The 24,888-nt window shown below is 54.8% G+C and carries 22 protein-coding genes and 2 pseudogenes; 2 read left to right on the top strand and 22 right to left on the bottom strand.

The features are described from left to right. Complete coding sequence (gene yacG, locus ACLJRH_RS17910) at positions 1-192, top strand: DNA gyrase inhibitor YacG (RefSeq protein ID WP_001286419.1); 192 nt, start codon at positions 1-3, stop codon at positions 190-192. On the opposite strand, the pseudogene ACLJRH_RS17905 reads toward yacG, so the two are convergent. Next, a pseudogene (locus ACLJRH_RS17905) lies at positions 189-296 on the bottom strand (LysR family transcriptional regulator); the annotation flags it as partial. The gene yacG and the pseudogene ACLJRH_RS17905 sit on opposite strands and share 4 nt — an antisense overlap. Positions 297-331: 35 nt before the next feature. On the opposite strand from ACLJRH_RS17905, the pseudogene ACLJRH_RS17900 reads away from it, so the two are divergent. Next, positions 332-472, top strand: a pseudogene (locus tag ACLJRH_RS17900) (aldo/keto reductase); the annotation flags it as partial. 33 nt (positions 473-505) lie between these two features. Here ACLJRH_RS17900 and mutT read toward each other — a convergent pair. The 21 genes from mutT to ilvN form a co-directional block, all read right to left on the bottom strand. Then, on the bottom strand, positions 506-901 hold the full coding sequence (mutT, locus tag ACLJRH_RS17895; RefSeq protein WP_000736058.1) for an 8-oxo-dGTP diphosphatase MutT: 396 nt from the start codon (positions 899-901) through the stop codon (positions 506-508). A gap of 151 nt (positions 902-1,052) precedes the next feature. Next, the gene (gene secA, locus ACLJRH_RS17890) at positions 1,053-3,758 is read right to left on the bottom strand and encodes a preprotein translocase subunit SecA (RefSeq protein ID WP_000905754.1); all 2,706 of its coding nucleotides are present in this window, start codon (positions 3,756-3,758) and stop codon (positions 1,053-1,055) included. A gap of 61 nt (positions 3,759-3,819) precedes the next feature. Next, positions 3,820-4,317: a secA translation cis-regulator SecM gene (gene secM / locus ACLJRH_RS17885; RefSeq protein WP_023137252.1), complete on the bottom strand. Its 498-nt coding sequence runs from the start codon at positions 4,315-4,317 to the stop codon at positions 3,820-3,822. A gap of 278 nt (positions 4,318-4,595) precedes the next feature. Then, entirely contained in the window at positions 4,596-5,513 is a 918-nt protein-coding gene (gene lpxC, locus ACLJRH_RS17880) for a UDP-3-O-acyl-N-acetylglucosamine deacetylase (protein ID WP_000595487.1), read from the bottom strand. 100 nt (positions 5,514-5,613) lie between these two features. Next, positions 5,614-6,765 (bottom strand): cell division protein FtsZ, encoded by a 1,152-nt coding sequence (ftsZ, locus tag ACLJRH_RS17875; RefSeq protein WP_000462785.1) that lies wholly within the window; start codon positions 6,763-6,765, stop codon positions 5,614-5,616. A gap of 61 nt (positions 6,766-6,826) precedes the next feature. Then, on the bottom strand, positions 6,827-8,089 hold the full coding sequence (gene ftsA / locus ACLJRH_RS17870; RefSeq protein WP_000588463.1) for a cell division protein FtsA: 1,263 nt from the start codon (positions 8,087-8,089) through the stop codon (positions 6,827-6,829). After that, positions 8,086-8,916, bottom strand: a complete 831-nt coding sequence (ftsQ, locus tag ACLJRH_RS17865) for a cell division protein FtsQ (protein ID WP_000075728.1) — start codon at positions 8,914-8,916, stop codon at positions 8,086-8,088. The genes ftsA and ftsQ overlap by 4 nt, the downstream gene beginning before the upstream one ends. A 1-nt stretch (position 8,917) precedes the next feature. Next, positions 8,918-9,838 (bottom strand): D-alanine--D-alanine ligase, encoded by a 921-nt coding sequence (locus tag ACLJRH_RS17860; protein WP_001642493.1) that lies wholly within the window; start codon positions 9,836-9,838, stop codon positions 8,918-8,920. Beyond that, the gene (gene murC, locus ACLJRH_RS17855) at positions 9,831-11,306 is read right to left on the bottom strand and encodes a UDP-N-acetylmuramate--L-alanine ligase (protein WP_001096070.1); all 1,476 of its coding nucleotides are present in this window, start codon (positions 11,304-11,306) and stop codon (positions 9,831-9,833) included. Before murC ends, ACLJRH_RS17860 begins: the two co-directional genes overlap by 8 nt. A 118-nt stretch (positions 11,307-11,424) precedes the next feature. Beyond that, positions 11,425-12,492 (bottom strand): undecaprenyldiphospho-muramoylpentapeptide beta-N-acetylglucosaminyltransferase, encoded by a 1,068-nt coding sequence (gene murG / locus ACLJRH_RS17850; RefSeq protein WP_000016613.1) that lies wholly within the window; start codon positions 12,490-12,492, stop codon positions 11,425-11,427. Further along, a complete protein-coding gene (ftsW, locus tag ACLJRH_RS17845; protein ID WP_001239803.1) occupies positions 12,489-13,733 on the bottom strand; it encodes a cell division protein FtsW in 1,245 nt (414 codons plus the stop codon). The genes murG and ftsW overlap by 4 nt, the downstream gene beginning before the upstream one ends. Further along, complete coding sequence (gene murD, locus ACLJRH_RS17840; protein ID WP_000796443.1) at positions 13,733-15,049, bottom strand: UDP-N-acetylmuramoyl-L-alanine--D-glutamate ligase; 1,317 nt, start codon at positions 15,047-15,049, stop codon at positions 13,733-13,735. Before murD ends, ftsW begins: the two co-directional genes overlap by 1 nt. A 2-nt stretch (positions 15,050-15,051) precedes the next feature. Continuing rightward, positions 15,052-16,134 (bottom strand): phospho-N-acetylmuramoyl-pentapeptide-transferase, encoded by a 1,083-nt coding sequence (gene mraY / locus ACLJRH_RS17835; protein WP_000964138.1) that lies wholly within the window; start codon positions 16,132-16,134, stop codon positions 15,052-15,054. Beyond that, positions 16,128-17,486, bottom strand: coding sequence for a UDP-N-acetylmuramoyl-tripeptide--D-alanyl-D-alanine ligase (gene murF, locus ACLJRH_RS17830; protein ID WP_000626640.1), 1,359 nt, complete (start codon positions 17,484-17,486; stop codon positions 16,128-16,130). Before murF ends, mraY begins: the two co-directional genes overlap by 7 nt. After that, positions 17,483-18,970 carry a UDP-N-acetylmuramoyl-L-alanyl-D-glutamate--2,6-diaminopimelate ligase gene (gene murE / locus ACLJRH_RS17825; RefSeq protein ID WP_023137253.1) on the bottom strand — a complete coding sequence of 496 codons (1,488 nt, stop codon included), beginning with the start codon at positions 18,968-18,970 and terminating at the stop codon, positions 17,483-17,485. Before murE ends, murF begins: the two co-directional genes overlap by 4 nt. Then, positions 18,957-20,723, bottom strand: coding sequence for a peptidoglycan glycosyltransferase FtsI (gene ftsI / locus ACLJRH_RS17820; protein ID WP_000642236.1), 1,767 nt, complete (start codon positions 20,721-20,723; stop codon positions 18,957-18,959). Before ftsI ends, murE begins: the two co-directional genes overlap by 14 nt. Positions 20,724-20,738: 15 nt before the next feature. Next, complete coding sequence (ftsL, locus tag ACLJRH_RS17815; protein ID WP_000625651.1) at positions 20,739-21,104, bottom strand: cell division protein FtsL; 366 nt, start codon at positions 21,102-21,104, stop codon at positions 20,739-20,741. Then, on the bottom strand, positions 21,101-22,042 hold the full coding sequence (gene rsmH, locus ACLJRH_RS17810; RefSeq protein ID WP_000970444.1) for a 16S rRNA (cytosine(1402)-N(4))-methyltransferase RsmH: 942 nt from the start codon (positions 22,040-22,042) through the stop codon (positions 21,101-21,103). Before rsmH ends, ftsL begins: the two co-directional genes overlap by 4 nt. A 1-nt stretch (position 22,043) precedes the next feature. Then, the gene (gene mraZ, locus ACLJRH_RS17805; RefSeq protein ID WP_000488294.1) at positions 22,044-22,502 is read right to left on the bottom strand and encodes a division/cell wall cluster transcriptional repressor MraZ; all 459 of its coding nucleotides are present in this window, start codon (positions 22,500-22,502) and stop codon (positions 22,044-22,046) included. 605 nt (positions 22,503-23,107) lie between these two features. Next, the gene (gene cra, locus ACLJRH_RS17800; RefSeq protein ID WP_000762407.1) at positions 23,108-24,112 is read right to left on the bottom strand and encodes a catabolite repressor/activator; all 1,005 of its coding nucleotides are present in this window, start codon (positions 24,110-24,112) and stop codon (positions 23,108-23,110) included. Positions 24,113-24,395: 283 nt separating this feature from the next. Further along, positions 24,396-24,887: an acetolactate synthase small subunit gene (gene ilvN / locus ACLJRH_RS17795; RefSeq protein ID WP_001563086.1), complete on the bottom strand. Its 492-nt coding sequence runs from the start codon at positions 24,885-24,887 to the stop codon at positions 24,396-24,398. Position 24,888 lies beyond the last annotated feature (1 nt).

Raw genomic sequence — 24,888 nt, 5'->3', positions numbered from 1 at the left:
ATGTCTGACGTGACCGTCGTAAACTGTCCGACCTGCGGTAAACCGGTCGTCTGGGGAGAAATTAGCCCCTTCCGCCCATTTTGTTCTAAACGCTGTCAGTTAATTGATTTGGGCGAATGGGCCGCCGAAGAGAAACGAATCGCCAGCAGCGGCGACCAGTCTGATAGCGACGACTGGAGTGAAGAGCGCTAACGGTGATAGCTCTGTTGAGACGGCAATATCGCCTTATGACAAAAATAATCAATAAATACGCGTAGTTTTGGCGCCATATGCGCGCGGCCGGGATAATACCAATAAACCGGCGAGATTAGGCTATAACAGAAACGTAGCCGCCACTGCGCCAGAAAACCCTGGCGCGTTATCACTGACCCTAAGCCCGCAGGAGCTGACGGCAATTGAGGCGGTTTTTCCTCACGACGCCGCGGCCGGCCCCCGCTACTGGCCGGAAATTATGTCGACATTAAATCGCTAATAAGATCGATGGGGATCGTGTTGCGATCCCCCACTAAGGCGCAAATTGGCGTAATTTACGAATAATCGGTTCATTGGCCGGTGGAAAATCGTCCGTATTCAACGCGTTTTGCGCGATCCACCGTCCCGGCTGTCCTTCTTTCCCCCACGGTTCGCCCTCCCAGCGTTCAACCAGCCAAAACCACAGCGTAATGTGTCGGTCCGGGAATTGATATTCCAGAGTGTCGAATAATGTCACCTGTGTTGGCGTAATCCCCACCTCTTCCTGTAGCTCCCGGATCAACGCCTGCTCTGGTGTTTCGTCGGCTTCAATTTTTCCGCCGGGAAATTCCAGCTTGTTCGCCATATGCGCATCCGCGGCGCGTCGGGTAATAAAAATTTCGTCGTTCGGGTTGCGGATAATCCCAACCGCGATTTGCAGTTTTTTCATCTTGTTGCATCCATAAAAAAGGCGCAGTCGCCTGCGCCTTTTTATCTGTGTTCAATGCCAGGCCGAATAAGCGTAGCGCCCTTCGGCAATAATGCCAGCACCGACCTGATGGCAACACATTATGTCTTATCAGGCCGGTAAGTTTATCGCATTAGCTCAGGCGACCGTGACACTGTTTGTATTTCTTACCGGAACCACAAGGGCAAGGATCGTTACGTCCAATCTTACGTTCGCCGGTTTGGGCGGCCAGATCGGCAGCCACGGCGGCATCGTCATCCTGATGGCTTAGCTGCTGCATCTGCGCCAGGCGCTCCGCCTCTTCGCGACGCTGCATTTCCATCGCTTCGACCTCTTCCGGCATACGTACCTGGACTTTGCTCAGGGTGCTGATCACTTCATATTTCAGCGATTCCAGCATCGCGGCGAACATAGCGAAGGATTCGCGCTTGTATTCCTGCTTCGGATCTTTTTGTGCATAGCCGCGCAGATGAATACCCTGACGCAGGTAATCCATCGCCGCCAGGTGCTCTTTCCACAGGGAATCGAGCGTTTGCAGCATCACGCCTTTTTCGAAATGACGCATCATTTCAGCGCCAACCACCTCTTCTTTACGCTGATACACCTCGATGGACTGCGCCAGGATGCGCTCACGCAGCGTCTCCTCATGCAGCTCCGGCTCTTTATCCAGCCATTCGGCAATCGGCAGCTCCAGGTCGAAGTCGTTTTTCAGGCGTTCCTGCAAACCCGGGATGTCCCACATCTCTTCCAGCGACTGCGGCGGAATGTAGGCGTCGATAGTCGCCTTAAAGACATCTTCGCGAATGCTGTTAATGGTGTCGCTCACGTCAGACACATCCAGCAGTTCGTTACGCTGGGTATAAATTGCACGACGCTGATCGTTCGCCACATCATCATATTCCAGCAGTTGCTTACGAATATCGAAGTTACGGCTTTCTACTTTACGCTGCGCGTTAGCGATAGCTTTCGTCACCCACGGGTGCTCAATCGCTTCGCCCGGCTTCATCCCCAGTTTACGCATCATACCGGAGACACGATCGGAGGCGAAAATACGCATCAGCGCATCTTCCATCGACAGGTAGAAACGGGAAGAACCCGGATCGCCCTGGCGACCGGAACGGCCACGCAGCTGGTTGTCGATACGGCGGGATTCATGGCGCTCGGTGCCAATGATATGCAGACCGCCGGCAGCCAGAACCGCGTCATGGCGTACCTGCCAGTCCGCTTTAATCTGCGCAATCTGTTCTTCCGTCGGCGCTTCCAGCGCGGCGACTTCCGCCTGCCAGCTACCGCCCAGCATAATATCGGTACCACGCCCCGCCATGTTGGTAGCGATAGTGACCGCCGCTGGATAACCAGCCTGCGCAACGATGCCTGCTTCGTTGGCGTGGAATTTTGCGTTCAGGACGTTATGTTTGATGCCCGCTTTGGTCAGCTCTCTGGAGACCACTTCAGATTTCTCGATAGAAATCGTCCCGACCAGCACTGGCTGACCGTTCGCGGTACGCTCTTTAATATCTTCGATAATGGCCTGGATTTTTTCCGCTTCGGTCATGTACACCAGATCCGGCAAATCTTTACGGATCATCGGACGGTTGGTCGGAACAACGACGGTGTCCAGCTTATAGATAGAGCTAAATTCGAAGGCTTCAGTATCCGCCGTACCGGTCATACCGGCCAGCTTTTCATACAGACGGAAGTAGTTCTGGAAGGTGATAGACGCCAGCGTCTGGTTTTCATTCTGAATTTCAACGCCTTCTTTCGCTTCTACCGCCTGGTGCAGACCGTCAGACCAGCGACGCCCCTGCATGGTACGACCGGTATGTTCATCAACAATGATGACTTCGCCGTCTTTCACAATGTAATCCACGTCACGGGTAAACAGCGCGTGCGCGCGCAGCGCGGCGGTGACGTGATGCATCAGCATAATATTGCCAGGCGAGTAGAGCGACTCGCCTTCATCCATAATGCCTTCTTGCACCAGTAGCTCTTCGATCAGCACCAGACCGCGTTCGGTCAGGTTAACCTGGCGCGCTTTCTCATCAACGGAGAAGTGGCCTTCGCCCTGGAAAGTGTCAGAATCTTCTTTCTCCTGACGAATCAGGTGCGGAATGATTTTGTTCACTTTTTTGTACATTTCCGAGCTATCTTCCGCCGGGCCGGAAATAATCAGCGGCGTACGCGCTTCATCGATCAGGATGGAGTCGACCTCATCCACCAGCGCATAATGCAGTTTACGCTGCACGCGCTCTTCCGGGCTGAATGCCATGTTGTCGCGCAGGTAGTCAAAACCGTATTCGTTGTTAGTGCCGTAAGTGATGTCGGCAGCGTAAGCTTCACGTTTGGCTGGCGCAGGCATACCTGGCAGGTTGATACCAACGGACATGCCGAGGAATTCGAATAGCGGACGGTTGTTTTCGGCGTCACGCTGCGCCAGATAGTCGTTCACGGTTACCACATGAACGCCTTTACCGGACAGCGCGTTCAGGTAGGCTGGCAGCGTTGCGGTCAGCGTTTTACCTTCACCAGTACGCATTTCGGCGATACAGCGATCGTTGAGCACCATACCACCCAATAGCTGAACGTCGAAGTGACGCATCCCAAAGACGCGTTTACTGGCTTCACGCACCACCGCGAACGCTTCCGGAATCAGGCTCTCTACGCTTTCGCCTTTTTCAATACGGGCGCGAAATTCGTTGGTTTTCGCTTTCAGTTCGTCATCGGAGAGTTTTTCCATCTCCGGTTCCATCGCATTAATAAGGCTGACGGCCTTACGCATACGACGCAGCGTACGATCGTTACGGCTACCGAATACTTTGGTTAATAATTTGATTAGCATAATAAAGTCTCAAATGCCCCGCGCCGCGGAGCTACAAATAAAATAAAAGGGTCTTTTTTCGTTAGCTGAGACGTTGCGGACCGGCGCGGATACCCTGCGCCTGACTTATCCAGGCCGGGATGCTAAATGCGGTTTGTGGCGCAAAATACGCCAGGGAGAGGCGGCGAACAATCGCCGGCGGCGTGCCCTCCTGCGTGAGCATCGCGCTGAGCGTATTCAGTAAGGCGATATGATGCGCCTGTAATGGCGACGGCGCGTCGGCAACGGGCAGCGTTTGCGGCACCATTGCAAAAGAAAGGTGGCGAATCACCGTGCGAATAGCGTGCTGATGCCAGTAATCTACGGTGAAATTGGGACGACGGTTAGAGGCTTCTAACAGCGCAAGATGGCTAAAGTTAACTTTAGACGCGGTGCTGGCGGTCGTCCTTGCAGGTGTATTGGTTTCGGCGGCGTTACTGAGCGCGGGCAAACCAAAACTCGCCGCGACCATCCCTAATAAGAGATGCGGCCAGAAGTATCGTCTGCCTAACTGTCGCCAGCGCGTCAGTATTCCACTCACGTCATTGCCACCTGATATGCCCCTCATGGGCTTACGGAATCAAAACAATTTGCGCACAAATCTTATCATTAAAGCGTACGCGCTACAGCAGTAATGACGAGAAGCTAAGGTGAAAATCGGCTAAGAAAACAGCGAACGCGCCGTGTTTCCATTTAACCCTGTCAAAATGGCTGTATTAAGGAAAGCGCAGATAAAGAATAGTAAAAAAAACGACTGGCCCACCTGGCCGGAGAGAGTGCCAGGTTAACCAGTCGAATTTTATACGACAGCGTATGTCGTTATGCCAGTACCGTCGAAGGCGCTTTGAAAGCCAACGGCAGTTCTGCGTCGTCCTGGAAGGTCACAAATTCCCAGGCTTCCTGTTTTGCCAGGACTGCCTGTAACAATTTGTTATTCAATGCGTGACCGGATTTATACGCGGTAAACGCACCAATAATATTGTGACCACACATGAACAAGTCACCGATCGCGTCAAGCATTTTGTGACGAACGAATTCATCTTCAAAACGCAGGCCGTCTTCGTTCAATACGCGATAATCGTCAACAACGATGGCACAATCGAAGCTGCCGCCCAGGCACAGGCCGCGGGACTGCAGATATTCGATATCACGCATAAAACCGAAGGTACGCGCACGGCTGATCTGGCGCATGAACGCATCCGCAGAGAAGTTCATCGCGTAGCGCTGGCTGCTGGAATCGATCGCCGGATGGTTAAAGTCGATGGTGAAATCCAACGTAAAACCATTGTACGGTCTGAATTCAGCCCATTTATCGCCATCTTCAACCCGAACAGTCTCTTTGATGCGTACGAATTTTTTGGCGCAGTTCAGTTCATCAATACCGGCATCAAGCAGCAGGTAGACAAACGGAGCGGCACTGCCATCCATGATCGGGATTTCCGGGGCATTAACCTCAATAACGATGTTATCGATACCTAAGCCCGCCAGAGCAGCGTTCAGATGCTCAACGGTTGAAATCCGTACATCATGCTCATTCACCAGACACGTACAGAGCATGGTATCACGCACAGATTTGGCATCGGCCGGGAAATCTACCGGTGGATTCAAGTCGGTGCGACGATAGATGACCCCGGTATTGGCCGGCGCAGGGCGTAATGTCAGGGTGACTTTTTTGCCGGTGTGTAAACCGACGCCAGTCGCCTGAACGATACGTTTAAGTGTCCTTTGTTTGATCATCGTATAATCTCGCCAAATTACCTATCCAACCGAAGTGTACTATACATTCGGCGGGCCAGTTTAGCACAAAGAGCCCAGAATCCCAAATTCCAGCTAATTCTTAATCAGCTTGCTTACGCAGGAATGCGGGGATATCCAGATAATCCGGCTCTTTCGCCGCCTGTGGTGTATTGTCGTTAACCACTTTCGCGACCGTTTTTTGCTCCTGCGTCAGCGGCGCCATACCGTGCTGCTGATAACGATCCAACACCGGCTGCTGCACCTGTTTATTGGTGACCAGGGTGATTTCCGGACGTTTGTCCATACCAATACCGGTCGCCACTACCGTCACGCGCAGTTCATCATTCATATCCGGGTCCAGAGAGGTACCGATAACCACGGTGGCGTTATCCGACGCAAACGCGCGAATAGTGTTACCGACGGTTTCAAACTCGTCCAGACGCAGGTCGAAGCCCGCCGTAATGTTGACCAACACGCCGCGCGCGCCGGACAGGTCGATATCTTCCAGCAGCGGAGAAGAAATAGCCATTTCAGCCGCTTCTTCCGCACGGTCTTCACCGCTCGCCACGCCGGAGCCCATCATTGCGTAGCCCATTTCAGACATCACAGTACGCACGTCAGCAAAGTCGACGTTCATCAGGCCTGGGCGGGTGATCAGCTCTGCGATACCCTGAACCGCGCCTTTCAGCACGTCGTTAGCCGCGCCGAACGCGTCGAGCAGGGAGATACCACGGCCCAGCACTTTCAGCAGCTTGTCGTTCGGGATGGTGATCAACGAGTCCACATGCTTGGACAGCTCGGTGATACCCTGCTCCGCAAATGCCATGCGCTTTTTGCCTTCAAAATTGAAAGGCTTAGTCACCACGGCAACGGTCAGAATACCTAAATCTTTTGCCACTTCAGCAACCACTGGCGCCGCGCCGGTTCCGGTACCGCCGCCCATGCCTGCCGCGATAAATACCATGTCTGCGCCTTCAAGCGCCGCACGCAGCGCTTCACGGTCTTCGTCCGCCGCGTTACGACCGACTTCCGGGTTAGCGCCGGCGCCCAGACCTTTGGTAATGCCGCTACCAATTTGAATGGTCTGGCCAACCGCCGTTTTACGCAACGCCTGAGCGTCGGTATTCACCGCGAAGAATTCAACACCTTCGATGCGCTCGCGCACCATGTGTTCAACAGCGTTACCGCCGCCACCACCGACGCCGATGACTTTAATCACCGCGTCGTTGGTTAGTTCCATAGGTTCAAACATAATCTCTCTCCGTCATGTGCCTGTCGCCTGAGGCCGTAATATCTGGCGGCCTCATAAAAAATTAAAACTCTTTTCGCAGCCAGCTATTAAGTCGCTTGATCCACGAGCCAACTGATGCCGTAACACGTTTTTCCACTTCTGCTTCACCGTTTAAGTGGGACTCTTTCCCGTAGTGAAGCAATCCCACCGCCGTTGAGTAATACGGCTCCTGGGCATAATCCGTCAGACCGGTAATATTCAGCGGCGCGCCGATACGCACCTGCGTATGAAACACGCGCTGAGCGCAAGCAGCAAGCCCTTCGATTTGCGCCGCGCCGCCGGTTAACACAATCCCCGCCGCCAGGTGATGTTTTACCCCTTGTTGGCGAAGCTGTTCCTGTAATTGCAATATCTCTTCGTTGACCAGATTGAGCAGCTCGGTGTAACGCGGCTCAATCACTTCCGCCAGCGTCTGACGTTGCAGGCTGCGCGGCGGACGCCCGCCTACGCTCGGTACTTCAACGCTCTCGTCTTTACCGACGATGGAACCCAGCGCGCAACCGTGGCGGACTTTAATGGCTTCAGCATCGCTCGGCGGTGTACCAAAGGCATAAGCGATATCGCTGGTCACCACGTTCCCCGCGTAAGGGATCACTTTGGTATGACGCAGCGCGCCGCCAGTATAAACGGCGATATCCATTGTACCACCGCCGATATCCACGACACAGACGCCCAGTTCACGTTCATCTTCCGTTAACACGGAATAACTGGCCGCCAGTCCGGCAAATATCAGTTGGTCAACTTTCAGACCACAACGTTCAACAGCTTTGACAATGTTTTTTGCCATATCGTTGTGGCAGGTAATCAAATGTACTTTCGCCTGCATACGCACGCCGGAAAGACCGACCGGATTTTTAATGCCTTCCTGGTAGTCAATGGCGTACTCCTGAGGAATCACATGCAGCACGCGATGTTCATCGCGCACGCGCACTGACTTCGCAGTATGCACGACGTTTTCCACATCTTCCTGCGTCACTTCCTCTTCGGAAATGGGCACCATACCAATTTCATTCTGACAGCTAATATGTTTGCCGGAAAGCGCCAGATATACCGAGGAGATCTGGCAATCAGCCATCAATTCCGCCTGGTCAATGGCGCGCTGAACGCATTTCACCACTGACTCAAGGTCATTCACCCCGCCTTTATCCATACCCCGCGATGGGCAACTGCCCACGCCAATGATATTGACCATACCGTCGGGCAGAACTTCCCCTACTAAAGCGGCAACCTTCGCGGTGCCAATCTCCAGTCCTACTACCAGTTTTCTGTCCGTCGCCTTGATCATTGTTGTTCTGCCTGTGCCTGATTCTGTTGCTGATTAGATTCCTCAGGGGGGAGCGGCGCCCAGCCGACTGCCGCACCTGAGTCATAACGCAAATCAACGTAGCTAATCCGTTTGCCATCGGTTTGCGCCTGCTGCTGTAAAACCGGATAGAGTTCTACAAAGCGAGCCAACCTTTTCATCGTATCGCCCCTGCCGAGATTGAGCTTAATGCCGTTATTAAGCGTCAATTGCCAGGAGCGACGTGCGGTCATCGCCGCTTCCTTTAGAGTGAATTTATCCTTAGCCAGCACCTGCCCCATCTCGCGGTATCCCTGCAACACTTCACTCGCGCTGCCTTCCGGGCCATACAACATGGGTAAAACCTGTTTGCCGATGCGGTCTGACGGCACGCTGAAGGTGTTCCCTTCAGCATCGACCATATGTTGATCATTCCAACGCGCAATCGGCACATATTCAACCAGATGAATCTTCAATTCATCAGGCCACTGTTTTCTGACGCTGGCCTGTTTAATCCACGGCAAACGCTCAATCTGGCTCTGGATAATGTTCACATCCTGCGTCATGAAGGTTCCCGGCGCGCCCAGAGCCAGTATCGCCTGACGGATATCATCGTTACGCGTGTAGTGACGCTCGCCGGTTAATACCAGCTTTGATAACGGTAAACGCTGCGCATCTTCCATCCACCCTAACACGACCCACCCGCTAACAAACACGGTGCACAGTACCGTCAGCAGGAACAGTATTCCTGCAAGACGCGTTCCATTGTTACGGCGTGAAGAAGGCGTCTCTTCATCACTGTTTCGCGTGTTCAGCGCAGCCTGCGACATATCAGTCCGCCAACTCCAGAATTCGTACCACTAACTGCGAGAAGCTCATTCCCGCCTGACGCGCCGCCATCGGCACCAGACTATGGCTGGTCATCCCCGGAGATGTATTGGCTTCCAGCAGATAAAACTGACCATCGCTGTCCAGCATGACGTCAATACGCCCCCATCCCGTGCAGCCTAAAGCTTTCCATGCCTGCAGGACGAGAGACTGTAGCGCGGCTTCCTGGGACGCTTCTAAACCAGCAGGGCAGAAATACTGAGTCTCATCAGAGAGATACTTCGCCTCATAATCATAGAAGGTTCCTGCCGGTTGGATACGAATTGACGGTAAAATTTCTTCGCCAACTATCGCCACCGTAAATTCCGGACCGCACAGCCATTTCTCAATCAGTATTTCGTCATCATGCTGAAAAGCCAATGATAACGCACCCTGTAAAGCATTTTCTTCTACTACTTTCGTCATACCAACGCTGGAGCCTTCACGGCTGGGTTTGACAATTAGCGGTAAACCCAGCGCCGAAATTCGCGCTTTTTGTTCTTCGCTAAGGCCTTTTTCAAACTCAGCGCGCGTCAGCGCGACCCACGGCGCAACCGGTAAGCCCGCGCCCTGCCACAGCAATTTACTGCGCAGTTTATCCATTGAAAGCGCCGAGGCCATCACGCCGCTACCGGTATAAGGCAGGCCGAGCAGCTCAAGCATTCCCTGTAAGGTGCCATCTTCACCGCCGCGGCCATGCAACGCAATAAAGGCCTTCTGAAAGCCCATTGCTTTAAGCTGCGCGACATCGACCTCTTGCGGATCGACGGGATACGCATCAATGCCGCCTTCACGTAACCCGGCCAACACTGCCGCGCCGGAATTTAACGAAACGTCCCGCTCCGCAGAGGTTCCGCCCAACAGGACCGCGATTTTATCAGCCATGTTGCTCTTCCTCCTGGATTTGCGGCTTCAGCTTGATTTCAGATAAGTAACGCGCAATTTTGCCAACATTTCCTGCGCCTTGCACTAATATCAAGTCGTTACCCGTCAGCACCGGCGCTAACATTGTCGCAACCTGAGCCGGATCGGAAACCAGAATTGGGTCAATTTTTCCCCGATTACGAATCGTGCGACATAAAGAGCGGCTATCCGCGCCCGGAATCGGCGCTTCGCCCGCCGGGTAAACGTCCAGCATCAGCAGCGCATCAACCTGGGTCAGCACATTGGCGAAATCGTCATACAGATCGCGCGTGCGCGTGTAACGGTGCGGCTGAAACAGCATCACCAGGTTTTTATCCGGCCACCCTGCTCGCGCAGCTTTAATGGTGGCGTCTACTTCGGTCGGATGATGGCCATAGTCATCCACCAGCATCGCCGTCCCGGCTTTACCATTCACCGGCTCAAGCGGGAACTCGCCGAGGAAGTCAAAACGACGCCCGGTCCCCTGGAAGCTTTCCAGCGCGCGCAGGATAGCGTCATCGGCGATGCCTTCTTCGGTCGCTACCGCCACTGCCGCGGCGGCATTCAGGGCATTGTGGCGACCCGGCGCATTCAACGTGACATGCAGATCCGGCATTCCCTGGCGCAACAGCGTAAAGTGCCCCTGCGGCCCTATCTGCTGATAATCTTCTACGCGGACGTCAGCATCCTCGCTAAAGCCATACGTCGTGGTCTGACGCCCCACCCGCGGCAGCAACTCGCGGATGACCGGATCGTCGACGCACATTACCGCGCGACCGTAGAACGGCAGGTTATGCAGGAAGTTAATAAACGTCTGCTTTAAATTTTCAAAGTCGCCATGATAGGTATCCATATGGTCGGCTTCGATGTTGGTGACGATCGCGACCATCGGCTGCAAATGCAGGAAGGATGCGTCGCTCTCATCTGCCTCGGCAATCAGGTAACGACTATGGCCCAGACGCGCATGAACGCCTGCGGCTTTCACCAGACCGCCATTCACAAAAGTCGGGTCCAGCCCCGCTTCGGCATAAATACTGGACACCATCGCGGTCGTTGTGGTTTTTCCGTGCGTCCCGGCAATGGCGATGCCGTGGCGAAAACGCATCAGTTCCGCCAGCATTTCCGCACGGCGAATAACCGGAATACGCGCTTCATGCGCCGCGACAATTTCCGGGTTATCCGCGGAAATTGCGCTGGAAACGACGACCACGCTGGCATCACGCACATTTTCCGGACGATGATTAAAGAAAATCGTCGCCCCCAGGCTCGTCAACTGCTGGGTCACCGGATTCGGCGCTAAATCGGAACCACTGATCTGATACCCTTCATTGGCCAGAACTTCGGCAATACCGCCCATACCAGCACCACCGATGCCGACAAAGTGAATGTGCCGAACGCGACGCATTTCGGGCACGATGGAACGCAGTTTTGCCAGTTGTTGTGTATTCATTCTTTACGCCATTAACTCCAATACCCGCCATACTTCAAATTGCAGATGCGTTGGCTTGCCTGCAACCCAAATTATTGAGGGTAGAAAAACCCTGCGATGCAAAAGGCACCGCCACAAATTATGTCCGGGCAACCCGGCTGACTTCACTGGCGACGCGCTCGGTAGCATCCGGAATGGATACCGCGCGGGCACGCTCCGCCATGGTTAACAACGCCTCGCGCGACCACCCCGCCAGGGTGTCGGCGACAGCCTCTACAGTAAACTGCGGCTGCTCAAAAATCTTAGCTGCGCCGGCGTTTTCTAACGGCAGCGCATTCCAGTACTGCTGCCTGTCTTTATGCTGAAACGGCACGAATATCGCCGGTAATCCGGCGGCGGCGATCTCGCTCACCGTTAAAGCGCCGGAACGACATACCACCACATCCGCCCACGCATAGGCGGCGGCCATGTCATCGATAAATTCCGTTACCTTATGTTGCGGTTGTCCCGCCCCGGCATATGCCTGCTCTACCGTGAGCTGCGCGCCTTTTCCGCTTTGATGCCAGATTGTAACCGTATCGCCCAGTCTGGCGGCAACCTGCGGCATCGTCTGGTTCAGGACTCGCGCCCCCTGAGAACCGCCGACCACCAACACGCGAATCGGACCGTCACGACCGGCCAGACGCACCTGCGGCAACGGCAACGCCAGTACGTCGGTACGCACCGGGTTACCCACCACTTCCGCGTTCGGGAACGCACCGGGAAACGCCTGCATCACCGTGGTCGCGATTTTGGCCAGCCACTGATTGGTTAGTCCGGCGATACCGTTTTGCTCATGCAAAACGACCGGAATACCCAATGACCAGGCGGCAAGACCGCCGGGGCCGGAAACATAACCGCCCATTCCCAGTACGACATCCGGCTTAAACCGCTTCATGATCGCCCTCGCCTGCCGCCAGGCGTTAAAAATCCGCAGCGGCGCCGCCAGAAGCGCTTTTACGCCTTTACCGCGCAGACCGGAGATCCGAATAAAGTCAATGTCGATGCCATGCTTCGGCACTAAATCCGCTTCCATACGATCGGCGGTACCCAGCCAGCGAACCTGCCAGCCCTGGGCCATTAAATGATGCGCAACGGCCAGTCCCGGGAACACGTGCCCGCCGGTACCGCCCGCCATCACCATTAACCGCTTCGGTTGACCACTCATCGAGAACCTCGTGTAAACGCCTGCGCTTTTTCCAGACGCGTTTCATAATCAATACGTAATAAAAACATAATGGCCGTCGACATAATCAACAGACTCGACCCGCCATAACTGATCAGCGGCAACGTAAGACCTTTGGTCGGCAGCATCCCCGCGGCCGCGCCAACGTTTACCAGCGCCTGGAAACTAAACCAGATACCGATAGAACACGCTAAAAATCCGGAAAAACGGTGGTCAATCTCCAATGCCTTACGGCCAATCGACATCGCGCGAAAAGCGACGAAGAATACCATTAAAAGCGCCAATACCACACCGATATAACCCAGTTCTTCCCCAATAATGGCGAAGATGAAATCGGTGTGCGCCTCCGGCAAATACTCCAGTTTCTGCACCGAATTCCCCAGCCCTTGCCCCCATATCTCACCGCGACCAAAAGCCATCAGCGACTGCGTCAGCTGATAACCGCTGCCGAACGGATCTTCCCAGGGATTCCAGAACGAGGTAACGCGGCGAATACGATACGGTTCGGCGAGGATTAACAGAATCACCGCCGAGATGCCCATCCCGATAATGGCGATGAACTGCCATAATTTCGCCCCGGCGAGAAACAGCATCGCCAGCGTGGTGACAAACAGTACGACCACCGTCCCGAGGTCAGGTTGCGCCAGCAGTAACACCGCCAGCACCAGAATCACGCCCATTGGTTTTAAAAAGCCGCGCAGGTTATTTCGCACCTCATCAACCTTACGCACCAGATAGTTCGCGAGGTAGCAGAACAGCGACAGCTTGGTAAACTCCGCAGGCTGAATACGCAGCGGCCCCAGCGCAATCCAGCGCGACGCCCCGTTAACCGAGCTCCCGACGACCAGCACGATAAGCAGCATAATGATCGACGCTATCAGCATCGTCGTGCTGTATTTTTGCCAGAAGGTCATGGGCAAACGTAGCGTGACCATCGCCAGACAAAATGCCAGGAAGATATAGAGCGCATCACGTTTGGCAAACAAAAACGGATCGTTCGCCAGGCGCTGCCCGACTGGCATGGAGGCCGACGTCACCATGACAAAACCAATCGCCGCCAGCCCGAAGGTCAGCCATAGCAGCGTGCGGTCATACATGATCAGACTGTCGGCGTCTTTATCGCGCGAAGCCATCACCCAGCCTTTAAGCGCCGCAAACAACCAGGCCAGGAGGCCAAAGCCTGGTACGCGCGGCATTCTCAGACGGGGGAGAGATAAACGCATCAACCTAACTCCTTCGCCAGACGGGTAAAGACATCGCCCCGTTGCTCAAAATTTTTAAACTGATCGAGGCTGGCGCAGGCGGGCGACAACAGCACCATATCACCCGGCTGAACGCGCGGCGCCAGCAAACGCATCGCCTCTTCCATCGTCTCAGTCTGTTGGGCGATTTCCGGACGCAGTGCGGCAAGCTGCGCGCCATCGCGCCCAAAGCAATACAGGCGGATACGATCGCCGGTCAGATAGCGCGCCAGCGGAGAAAAGTCTGCCGACTTACCGTCGCCGCCCAGCAGCAGATGTAGCGTACCGTCCACATGCAAACCGTTTAGCGCCGCTTCGGTACTGCCGACGTTGGTCGCTTTCGAGTCATTGATCCAACGTACGCCGTTATGCTCCAACGCCAGCTGGAAGCGATGCGCCAGACCGGTAAATGTCGTCAACGCCTTCAAACTGCTGGCGCGCGGCAAACCTACGGCATCCGCCAGCGCCAGCGCCGCTAACGCATTGGTATAGTTATGCTGACCGGAAAGCTTCATCTCTTTCACGTTCAGCACCTTCTCGCCTTTGACTCGTAGCCAGGTTTCGCCCTGCTGACGATTAAGGTGATAATCACCCATATTGACGCCAAAGCTGACGCAGCGCTCATCGGCCCCGCGTACCGGCATCGTCAACGCGTCATCGGCATTCACCACGCACACTTTCGCCTTCTCGTAGACGCGCAGTTTCGCCGCCCGGTACTGTTGCAAACCAAACGGATACCGGTCCATATGATCTTCAGTGACGTTGAGCACCGTTGCCGCCGCCGCTTGCAAACTTGACGTGGTTTCCAGTTGGAAACTGGATAATTCCAGCACGTACAATTCGCGATCGGCATCCAGCAGCATCAGCGCCGGAAGACCGATATTGCCGCCAACGCCGACATTGACGCCCGCCGCTTTCGCCATCTCGCCCACTAAGGTGGTCACGGTGCTTTTGCCGTTTGAGCCGGTGATGGCCACAATCGGCGCTTGCGCTTCGCGGCAAAACAGTTCGATATCGCCGACAATTTCCACTCCAGCGCTGGCGGCAGCGCTAAGAGAGGGATGTGCCAGAGCAATACCAGGGCTGGCGACGATTAAATCCGCCGCTAAGAGCCACTCGTCGTTCAGGCCGCCAACGTGACGCTCAACCTCTTGCGGCAGCTTATCCAGACCCGGCGGCGTCACGCGAGTATCCATCACCCGCGGCGTCACGCCGCGGGCAAGGAAAAAGTCCACGCAAGAGAGTCCGGTTAAGCCCAGACCAATAATGACGACGTTTTTGTCCTGGTAATCAGCCATGATTAACGTACCTTCAGCGTTGCCAGGCCAATCAGGACCAGCATCAGCGAAATAATCCAGAAGCGCACAATCACGCGCGGTTCCGGCCAGCCTTTCAGTTCATAGTGGTGATGGATAGGCGCCATACGGAAAATACGCTGTCCGCGTAGTTTAAAGGAACCCACCTGCAGGATGACCGACAGAGTTTCCACCACAAAGACGCCGCCCATGATCACCAGCAGAAATTCCTGACGCAGCAGCACGGCGATAATGCCCAACGCGCCGCCCAACGCCAGCGATCCGACATCGCCCATAAAAACCTGCGCCGGATAGGTGTTAAACCACAAGAATCCTAATCCCGCGCCGACAATCGCCGTACAGACAATCACCAGCTCCCCCGCATGGCGTAAATACGGAATATGCAGGTAATTGGCGAAGTTCATGTTCCCGGTCGCCCAGGCCACCAGCGCAAAGCCGGCGGCAACGAAAACAGTCGGCATAATCGCCAGACCATCAAGCCCGTCGGTCAGGTTTACGGCGTTACCCGTACCGACGATGACAAAGTAGGACAGCAAAATGTAAAACAGCCCCAATTGCGGCATAACATCTTTAAAGAACGGCACCACCAGTTGGGTCGCGGGCGTGTCTTTCCCGACGAGATAAAGCGCAAAGGCCACGCCGAGCGCGATAACCGACATCCAGAAATATTTCCAGCGCGCAATCAGCCCTTTGGTATCTTTCCGCACCACTTTGCGATAGTCATCGACAAAACCGATAATGCCGTAGCCGATCAATACCACCAGCACGCACCAGACGTACGGGTTAGACGGGTAAGCCCATAACAGAACGGAAATCACAATCGCCGTAAGGATCATGATGCCGCCCATCGTCGGCGTACCGCGTTTACTGAAGTGCGATTCCGGGCCATCGTTACGTACCACCTGGCCAAAAGAGAGTTTTTGCAGACGAGCGATCATACGCGGGCCCATCCATAAAGAGATGAACAGCGCGGTCAACAGGCTGACGATGGCGCGAAACGTCAGATAAGAAAAGACGTTAAAGCCGGAATAATATTTGACCAAATGCTCGGCCAGCCAAACTAACATGAACCTTTCTCCTGTAACGCATGAACCACATCTTCCATCGCGGCGCTGCGTGATCCTTTCACTAAAATAGTCATCATTGGTTGCTCCTGAAGCAGAGCGTGTAAACGCGCAATGAGCGCGGCTTTATCGGCAAAATGTTCGCCGACGCCGCTGGCGTGGCTGATAGCCTGACTGAGTTTTCCGGTGCTTAACACGCGATCAATACCCGCCGCTTTTGCGGCCTCGCCAACCTGGAGGTGGCACGCTTCGCTTTCTGCGCCCAGCTCGGCCATATCGCCTACCACCAGCACGCGGTAGCCGGGCATTTCAGAAAGGACCTGCACAGCGGCGGTCATCGAACCGACGTTGGCGTTATAAGCGTCATCCAGTACCAGTTGGTTTTCACTTAGCTGAATCGGGAACAGACGCCCGGGTACAGCTTTTAACGCCGCCAGCCCTGCTTTAACCGCCGTCAGCGTCGCCCCCACCGCCATTGATAAAGCAGCGGCCGCCAGCGCGTTGGCAATATTGTGCCGCCCCGGCAACGGCAGCAGCACATCAATGCTGCCCATCGGCGTTTGCAGGGTAAATTCGGTACCGTGTGACGTCACGTGGATATTCGCAGCGGTAAAGTCGCTGTTTGCCGCATTCGGCGAAAAGCGCCACACCTGACGATCGCCAATAATGCTTTGCCAGTTCAGCCAGTCATTATTATCGGCATTCATAATCGCGATACCGTTCTCAGGCAAACCGGTATAGATTTCGCCTTTCGCTTTCGCCACGCCAGCCAACGAGCCGAAGCCTTCCAGATGCGCCGCCGCCAGGTTATTGACCAGCGCCGCTTCCGGGCGTGTCAGGCTAACGGTCCAGGCGATTTCTCCCTGGTGGTTAGCGCCTAACTCGATTACCGCATAGTCATAATCATGGTTTAAGCGCAGCAGCGTTATCGGCACGCCGATGTCGTTGTTAAAATTGCCTGCGGTATACAGAGTATTTCCGCACTGGCTAAGAATCGCGGCGGTCATCTCTTTGACCGAGGTTTTGCCGGACGAACCGGTTAACGCCACCACCCGCGCCGGTACCTGCATACGTACCCAGGCGGCCAGTTGGCCAAATGCCTGACGCGTGTCTTTTACAATCACCTGCGGGAGATCGATATCCAGAGGACGACTGACCAGCAGGGCGCCAGCGCCGTTCGCTTTTGCTTTATCAGCAAAATCATGCGCATCAAAGCGTTCCCCTTTCAGCGCCACGAACAGGCATCCCGGCGTCACTTTCCGTGTGTCGGTAATGACCGTATCGAGCGTGAGATCCGCCCCGCGGTGTTCGGCGCCAAGGACATCGGCAATTTTGCTGAGCGTTACGCTAATCATGCGATCACCCCCAGCAAACGCGCTGCGGTCACGCGGTCTGAATAATCAAGACGCTGCGTGCCGACAATCTGGTAATCCTCGTGCCCTTTACCTGCAATCAGCACAACGTCATTGTCTTTTGCCTGCATAATGGCATTGGTTACCGCCTCAGCGCGGCCTTCCATTACCCTGACCTGCCCGGCGTCCAGCATTCCGGCCAGAATATCGTTGATAATGGCGCGCGGCTCCTCGGTACGCGGGTTATCGTCAGTCACCACGACGATATCCGAGAATTCTTCGGCAATGGCCCCCATGAGTGGGCGCTTACCTTTGTCACGATCCCCGCCACAGCCAAAGACGCACCACAATTTTCCGGCGCAGTGCAGGCGCGCCGCCTGCAACGCTTTTTCCAGCGCATCCGGCGTGTGCGCGTAATCCACCACCACCGTCGGTTTGCCTGGCGCAGTGAACACTTCCATACGCCCGCAAACCGGCTGCAAACGCGCGGCGGTTTTCAGCAAATCCGTTAACGGATAGCCCAGCGCCAGCAGCGTCGCCAATGCCAGCAGTAAGTTGCTGACGTTAAACGCGCCCATCAGGCGGCTTTCGATTTCGCCGTCACCCCAGCTTGAAGCAAAACGAATCGTCGCTCCGCGGTCGTGGTACTCCACCGCCTCCGCTTTCAGCCAACGACCGTGACAGTTAGGGTTGATATGCCCTTCCATCGATACTGCGACCGCATCGGGTAGCGACGCCAGCCAGCGGCGTCCAACTTCATCATCGGCGTTGACGATTGCCTGACCGTGATGGTGGGTGGAATAAAGCATCCATTTTGCCGCCTCGTAATGCGCCATATCGCCATGATAGTCGAGATGGTCGCGGCTCAAATTAGTAAACACGGAGGCGGCAAATTTCAGCGCCGCCACGCGATGCTGCACCAGGCCGTGAGAAGAGACTTCCATCGCGCCGAAGGTCGCGCCCTGCGCAACCAGGCTGGCCAGCACATGCTGAACATCCACAGCGGAACCGGTTGTGTTCTCCGTCGGGATCACTTTACCCAACAGTCCGTTGCCTACCGTTCCCATCACTGCGCTGGTTTCGCCGAGCAACTGGCTCCACTGCGCCAGTAGTTGAGTAGTGGTGGTCTTGCCATTGGTGCCGGTCACCGCCACCAGACGCATGTTTTCAGATGGCTCATGGTAAAAGCGGCCCGCCAGCGCAGATAAACGCTCATTGAGCTGGCTGAGATAGACGACCGGTACGCCGTGCATTTCGCGAATCTCACCGTCGCTCGCCTCGTCTTTCGCCTCTGCAATAATGGCAGCTACGCCTTGCGCTATCGCCTGCGGGATATATCGACGCCCGTCCGCCTGATGACCCACCACTGCCACAAAGAGATCGCCCGCCGCAGCCACACGGCTGTCGAGCGTCATCTCTCGCAGTTCTCGCGCGGGTAGTCCAGCCACCCACGGAGCAAGAAGGTCGCGCAAATTACGATCTGCCACCTGTTCCCTCGCCTTGATTAATTACGAATTCATTTTTTTCGCCCGTTGTCAGCGCGTCCGGTTCGATGTTCATGGTGCGCAGAACGCCGCCCATGATGGCACCAAATACCGGCGCGGAAACGGCCCCGCCGTAGTATTTACCCGCCTGCGGATCGTTGATGACAACCACCAGCGCGAAGCGCGGCTGACTCGCAGGTGCGACGCCTGCGGTGTAAGCAATGTATTTGTTGATGTAGCGACCGTCCGGCCCCACTTTTTTCGCCGTACCGGTTTTAATCGCGATACGGTAGCCTTTAATTGCCGCCTTCACGCCGCCGCCGCCCGGCAGCGCCACGCTTTCCATCATATGCACCACGGTGCGTACGGTGGATTCAGGGAAGATGCGTTCGCCGGGTACAGGCGGATCAACTTTGGTAATCGACAGCGGGCGATAAATGCCATAGCTGCCGATCGTTGCATAGACTCGCGCTAACTGTAACGGCGTTACCATTAGCCCGTAGCCGAAAGAGAAGGTGGCCCTCTCTATGTCGGACCACCGTTGTTTTTGAGGATATAAGCCACTGCGTTCTCCGACCAACCCCAAATTGGTCGCCTTTCCTAGCCCAAAACGTGAGTAAGTATCTACTAACGCTGAGGACGGCATCGCTAACGCCAGTTTGGATACGCCGACGTTACTCGACTTCTGTAGAACCCCGGTCAGGGTTAATTCGCTGTAGCGCGCCACGTCTTTAATTTCGTGGCCGTTAATTCGGTATGGAACGGTATTCAACACCGTATTTTCGTTGACGATACCGCGCTGAAGCGCGGTCATCACCACCATCGGCTTAACCGTAGAACCCGGTTCAAATACGTCGGTGATGGTACGGTTACGCATCGCGTCTTTCGGCGTACCGGCAAGGTTGTTGGGGTTATAGGAAGGGCTATTCGCCATCGCCAGTACTTCACCGGTATTGACATCGACCAGCACCGCGCTACCGGATTCCGCCTTGTTAAACGCCACCGCGTTGTTCAGTTCGCGGTAAACCAGCGCCTGTAAGCGTTCATCAATGCTTAACGCCAGGTTGTGCGCTGCCTGACTGTCAGTGGAGGAGATATCCTCAATCACGCGACCATAGCGGTCTTTACGCACGATTCGCTCGCCAGGCTGACCGGTAAGCCACTTATCAAAGCTCTTTTCAACGCCTTCAATCCCCTGACTGTCGACGTTGGTAAAACCGATGAGGTGAGCGGTTACTTCTCCTGACGGGTAGTAGCGGCGGGACTCTTCACGCAAATGAATCCCCGGCAGTTTGAGTTTTTTGATGTAGTCCGCCATGTCAGGATTTACCTGGCGCGCCAGATAAATAAAACGCCCTTTCGGGTTGGCGTTGATACGGGCGGAGAGCTGATCGAGCGGAATATTGAGCGCAGTAGAAAGCGCTTTCCAGCGATCGCCGACGCTGATGCCGCCGGCGTCATGAACTTCTTTCGGGTCGGCCCAGATCGCCTTAACCGGTACGCTGACCGCCAGTGGACGCCCGGAACGGTCGGTAATCATACCGCGTGAGGTGGAGACTTCCTGAACACGCAGCGAACGCATATCGCCCTGACGCACCAGCATATCCGGGGCGATAATCTGTAGCCACGCCGCGCGTCCAAGTAAAAAAACCAGCGCCAGTAAAATACAGCCGCACAGCAACGCAAAACGCCAACTGATGAAGTTGGTCTGTTCTTCCTGGCGCTTCGATTTTTGCGTTTTTGCCGCTGCTTTCATGCGTCGCGTTTATCCTTATTTTTGCACTACGATATTTTCTTGGGACGGATCAACATGCTGCATTTGCAGTTTTTCCGTTGCGATCCGCTCCACCCGGCTGTGATCGCCGAGCGCATTTTCTTCAAGGATCAGGTTGCGCCATTCAATGTCCAATGCATCGCGCTCCAGAACCAGTTGTTCACGCTGCGCGGTGAGTAAACGAGTATGGTGCGCCGTCGTGACCACCGTCACCGCCGTTAAAATGATGCAAATGAACAAGCAGAGTGGCAGCTTCCCGAACCGCAAAAGATCGTCACCGATCACGCCAGGCAAGGCATGGCGCTCGTTGCTTCCTATCGATCCCTTCACTTTGCTTAGGGCTTCTGTCACTCTGCTGATCATGCGTTCGTCCTCTCTGCGATACGCAGAACTGAACTACGGGCCCGAGGATTTTCAGCTACCTCTTTTTCACCCGGCATCAACTTGCCTAACGCTCGTAACTCACGACCGCCCAGTTTTTTGAGCTGCGCTTCCGTCATCGGTAATCCAGCCGGTACCTGCGGACCGCGGCTTTGCTCACGCATAAAGCGTTTCACAATACGGTCTTCCAGCGAGTGGAAACTGATGATTGAAAGCCGCCCGCCTGGGGCCAGTACGCTGAGCGAGCTTTTTAGCGCCTGCTCTATCTCCTCCAGTTCACTGTTTACCCAGATGCGCACCGCCTGGAAGGTACGGGTCGCGGGATGTTTGAATTTGTCTTTTACCGGGGTCGCCGCCGCAACCACTTCCGCCAGCTCTTTGGTGCGGGTCATCGGCTGTTCGCGATTGCGCTCAACAATGGCGCGAGCAATACGTTTGGCAAAACGCTCCTCGCCGAATGTTTTCAGCACCCAGGCGATATCCGCCTCCTCCGCCGTTTGTAACCACTCGGCGGCAGACTGGCCGCGCGTGGGGTCCATTCGCATATCCAGCGGACCGTCGCGCATGAATGAAAAACCGCGCTCCGCATCGTCAAGCTGCGGAGAAGAGACGCCAAGATCGAGAAGGATCCCGTCAATCTTGCCGGTAAGCTCGCGCTCGGCTACATAATCAGCCAACGCGGAAAAAGGTCCATGAATGATGGAGAAGCGAGGATCATTAATGGTCTGCGCAACAGCGATCGCCTGCGGATCGCGATCGATCGCCAGCAAGCGCCCCTCTTCGCCCAGTTGCGAGAGGATCAGGCGCGAGTGGCCGCCGCGACCAAATGTGCCATCAATATAGATACCATCCGGACGAATATTCAGCCCATTAACGGCTTCATCCAACAGTACCGTAGTGTGTTTAAAATTTTCCATCATCTTATAGAGACAAGTCCTGCAGCCGCTCCGATAACGTTTCGGTAGCTGACTGTTCAGCGTCGATATCTTCCTTGACCTGTTGATACCAGGTCGTTTCATCCCACAGCTCAAATTTGTTGAACTGTCCAACCAGCATCACTTCTTTCGTCAGTCCGGCATGTTGCCGCAGAACTGGCGCGATCAGTAATCGACCTGCACCATCCATCTGACATTCGCTGGCATGGCCCAACAGTAAACGCTGTACGCGACGTTCTACCGGGTTCATGCTCGACAGACGAGATAACTTTTGCTCAATAATTTCCCATTCAGGCAGGGGGTAAAGCAGCAGGCATGGGTGATGGATGTCAATGGTACATACCATTTGACCGGTAGCGCTCTCGATCAGTTGCTCCCGATAACGGGTCGGCACGGTCAGGCGCCCTTTACTGTCGAGATTGACTAACGTTGCCCCCCGGAACATGCCAGTCTCACCCCTTCTTACCACTTTATCCCACAAATTCCCACTCGAAGGAGTTTACGGAGCGGAGGAAAAGCTTGTCAAGCAAGTCACAACGCTTACCGAAGTAAAAAAGCCAATGTTTACGGCGAATATCTGCGTTGATTAATTTCCGTCCAGCGCGCAAGCCAAATTAACGTTATGAATATTTGTAAGAAAAAAACCAAAGACCCACCGCCGTTTAAAACGGACTCAATATAATCCGAGAAAAATATAAAGTGTCAGTTTGCGACGCGAGCGGCATTTTAGGACATATTGCACCGTGTTAACAGTGCCTGTTTAACGTGTGCAGCGCCTGCTATACCAGCGCCTACGAGCGACTGTCGCGCCAAAGACAAAAAGTGGCTGTTAATTCGACGATTTCTTGCCTGCTTGTAACAAAACAAGACAAAGGAAAAGACTCGTTACGTCTTAATTAGTGGAATATGGACGATTTCGGACAAAAGAAAGGTAATAAAAAAGAATTTTCGGATAATTTTAAGGAATAATCTTAATTATTTGAGGGATATTTTTACTGATACGCATTTGTTTGACGGCGGCAGAAGAGAGAGTCTTTTACCGCCGGTCCTTTAGCTACGGCTCAGAATGCCGCGACGATACAGGTTTCGCCGAATACGCGTTAAGCCGGGTTTCGGTTTACGCGGTTCATCAAGACTTGCCAGCACAATCTCCAGCACGCGTTCCGCGACATCACGATGACGCTGCGCCACCGCCAGTACCGGGCATTGCAGAAAATCCAGCAGCTCATGATCGCCGAAGGTCGCAATCGCTAAATCCGAGGGCAGTTTTCCATCGCGCCGCAGCGTAACGTCCATCACGCCCTGTAATAGCGCGAACGATGTCGTAAAGAGCGCCTGCGGCATAGGATGCGTTTCTAGCCATTTCTCAAACAACTGCGCGGCGGCTTCGCGCTCATAGCTGTTGGCATATAAGAAACTCACCTCCCGCGGATCGTCTTTCCATGCGGTGCGGAACCCCTGCTCGCGCAGGAAACTGACGGACAACTCCGGCAGCGCGCCCAAATAAAGCACCGTTTCCGCCGGGAATTTACGCAGCTCTTCCGCCAGCATCTCGGCATCATCCTGATCGGCGCCGACCACGCTGGTGAAATGTTCGCGATCCAGCGCGCGGTCGAGCGCGACGATGGGGAACGGATCGTTGGCCCAGCGCTGATAGAAGGGATGCTCCGGCGGTAACGAAGTTGAAACAATGATTGCATCCACCTGGCGTTGCAAAAGGTGCTCAATGCAGCGCATTTCGTTATCCGGCTGATCTTCAGAACAGGCGATCAGCAGTTGGTAGCCACGCTGGCGTGCCTGGCGCTCAAGATAGTTTGCGATACGGGTGTAGCTCGTGTTTTCAAGGTCCGGGATCACCAGACCAATGGAACGTGTGCGTCCAGCACGCAGCCCGGCAGCCACAGCGTTAGGATGGTAATTGTGCTCACGCACTACCGCCATGACTTTTTCTACGGTTTTGTCGCTCACGCGGTATTGCTTTGCTTTACCGTTTATAACGTAGCTTGCAGTTGTGCGCGAGACACCGGCCAGCCGAGCGATTTCATCCAGTTTCACAATTGCCCCTTGTGTAAATTGTACAAACCATAACCTTTATGTCGGCATGGGTTAAAATCGTTAACATCTAAGCGCAGTTTGATCACTCCGGCAACCGCTTTTATTCCGGGTTACCACGGATTTCGCAAAAAAAAGCCCAACCGGTGATATTGGGTTGGGCGATAATTCCTGTTGGCTGATATCCGGCAAACCTGCCTGATGGCGTTACGCTTATCGGACCTGGGCCAGATATCAGCCTGTAGACCGGATAAAACGCAACCACGTCGTCATCCGGCGAATCTGCTCAGCGCATAATCTTATCGCCGCGCGAAAGCCCGACGACGCCTGAACGCGCCACTTCAACAATTTTCGCCACGTCGCGCAGCGAGGCCAGAAAAGCATCCAGTTTATCGCTGGTACCCGCCAGTTGAACGGTATACAGCGTTGGCGTAACGTCAATAATCTGACCACGGAAAATTTCCGTATTACGCTTCACCTCTTCCCGTCCGTAGCCGCTGGCCTGGATTTTCACCAGCATGATTTCCCGCTCAACGTGCGCTCCCTGTCCCAGCTCGCTGACGCGCAGCACATCAACCAGCTTGTGCAGTTGCTTTTCAATTTGCTCAAGCACTTTTTCATCGCCTACCGTCTGGATAGTCATGCGCGACAACGTCGGATCGTCCGTCGGCGCGACGGTCAGGCTTTCAATATTATATCCGCGTTGCGAAAAGAGGCCGATAACCCGCGATAACGCCCCAGATTCGTTTTCCAGTAATACCGATAAAATCCGGCGCATC

Source organism: Salmonella sp. SAL04162 (assembly GCF_046551535.1).
GTDB lineage: Bacteria > Pseudomonadota > Gammaproteobacteria > Enterobacterales > Enterobacteriaceae > Salmonella > Salmonella enterica.
The sequence above is the reverse complement of the archived record's forward strand: the minus strand, read 5'-3'. Positions and strand labels throughout refer to the sequence as shown.

Excerpts from the sequence above, each read along its gene's own strand:
- yacG (WP_001286419.1), top strand. The coding sequence starts at position 1 with ATGTCTGACGTGACCGTCGTAAACTGTCCGACCTGCGGTAAACCGGTC.
- mutT (WP_000736058.1), bottom strand. The coding sequence starts at position 901 with ATGAAAAAACTGCAAATCGCGGTTGGGATTATCCGCAACCCGAACGAC.
- secA (WP_000905754.1), bottom strand. The coding sequence starts at position 3,758 with ATGCTAATCAAATTATTAACCAAAGTATTCGGTAGCCGTAACGATCGT.
- lpxC (WP_000595487.1), bottom strand. The coding sequence starts at position 5,513 with ATGATCAAACAAAGGACACTTAAACGTATCGTTCAGGCGACTGGCGTC.
- ftsZ (WP_000462785.1), bottom strand. The coding sequence starts at position 6,765 with ATGTTTGAACCTATGGAACTAACCAACGACGCGGTGATTAAAGTCATC.
- ftsA (WP_000588463.1), bottom strand. The coding sequence starts at position 8,089 with ATGATCAAGGCGACGGACAGAAAACTGGTAGTAGGACTGGAGATTGGC.
- ftsQ (WP_000075728.1), bottom strand. The coding sequence starts at position 8,916 with ATGTCGCAGGCTGCGCTGAACACGCGAAACAGTGATGAAGAGACGCCT.
- ACLJRH_RS17860 (WP_001642493.1), bottom strand. The coding sequence starts at position 9,838 with ATGGCTGATAAAATCGCGGTCCTGTTGGGCGGAACCTCTGCGGAGCGG.
- murC (WP_001096070.1), bottom strand. The coding sequence starts at position 11,306 with ATGAATACACAACAACTGGCAAAACTGCGTTCCATCGTGCCCGAAATG.
- murG (WP_000016613.1), bottom strand. The coding sequence starts at position 12,492 with ATGAGTGGTCAACCGAAGCGGTTAATGGTGATGGCGGGCGGTACCGGC.
- ftsW (WP_001239803.1), bottom strand. The coding sequence starts at position 13,733 with ATGCGTTTATCTCTCCCCCGTCTGAGAATGCCGCGCGTACCAGGCTTT.
- murD (WP_000796443.1), bottom strand. The coding sequence starts at position 15,049 with ATGGCTGATTACCAGGACAAAAACGTCGTCATTATTGGTCTGGGCTTA.
- mraY (WP_000964138.1), bottom strand. The coding sequence starts at position 16,134 with ATGTTAGTTTGGCTGGCCGAGCATTTGGTCAAATATTATTCCGGCTTT.
- murF (WP_000626640.1), bottom strand. The coding sequence starts at position 17,486 with ATGATTAGCGTAACGCTCAGCAAAATTGCCGATGTCCTTGGCGCCGAA.
- ftsI (WP_000642236.1), bottom strand. The coding sequence starts at position 20,723 with ATGAAAGCAGCGGCAAAAACGCAAAAATCGAAGCGCCAGGAAGAACAG.
- ftsL (WP_000625651.1), bottom strand. The coding sequence starts at position 21,104 with ATGATCAGCAGAGTGACAGAAGCCCTAAGCAAAGTGAAGGGATCGATA.
- rsmH (WP_000970444.1), bottom strand. The coding sequence starts at position 22,042 with ATGATGGAAAATTTTAAACACACTACGGTACTGTTGGATGAAGCCGTT.
- mraZ (WP_000488294.1), bottom strand. The coding sequence starts at position 22,502 with ATGTTCCGGGGGGCAACGTTAGTCAATCTCGACAGTAAAGGGCGCCTG.
- ilvN (WP_001563086.1), bottom strand. The coding sequence starts at position 24,887 with ATGCGCCGGATTTTATCGGTATTACTGGAAAACGAATCTGGGGCGTTA.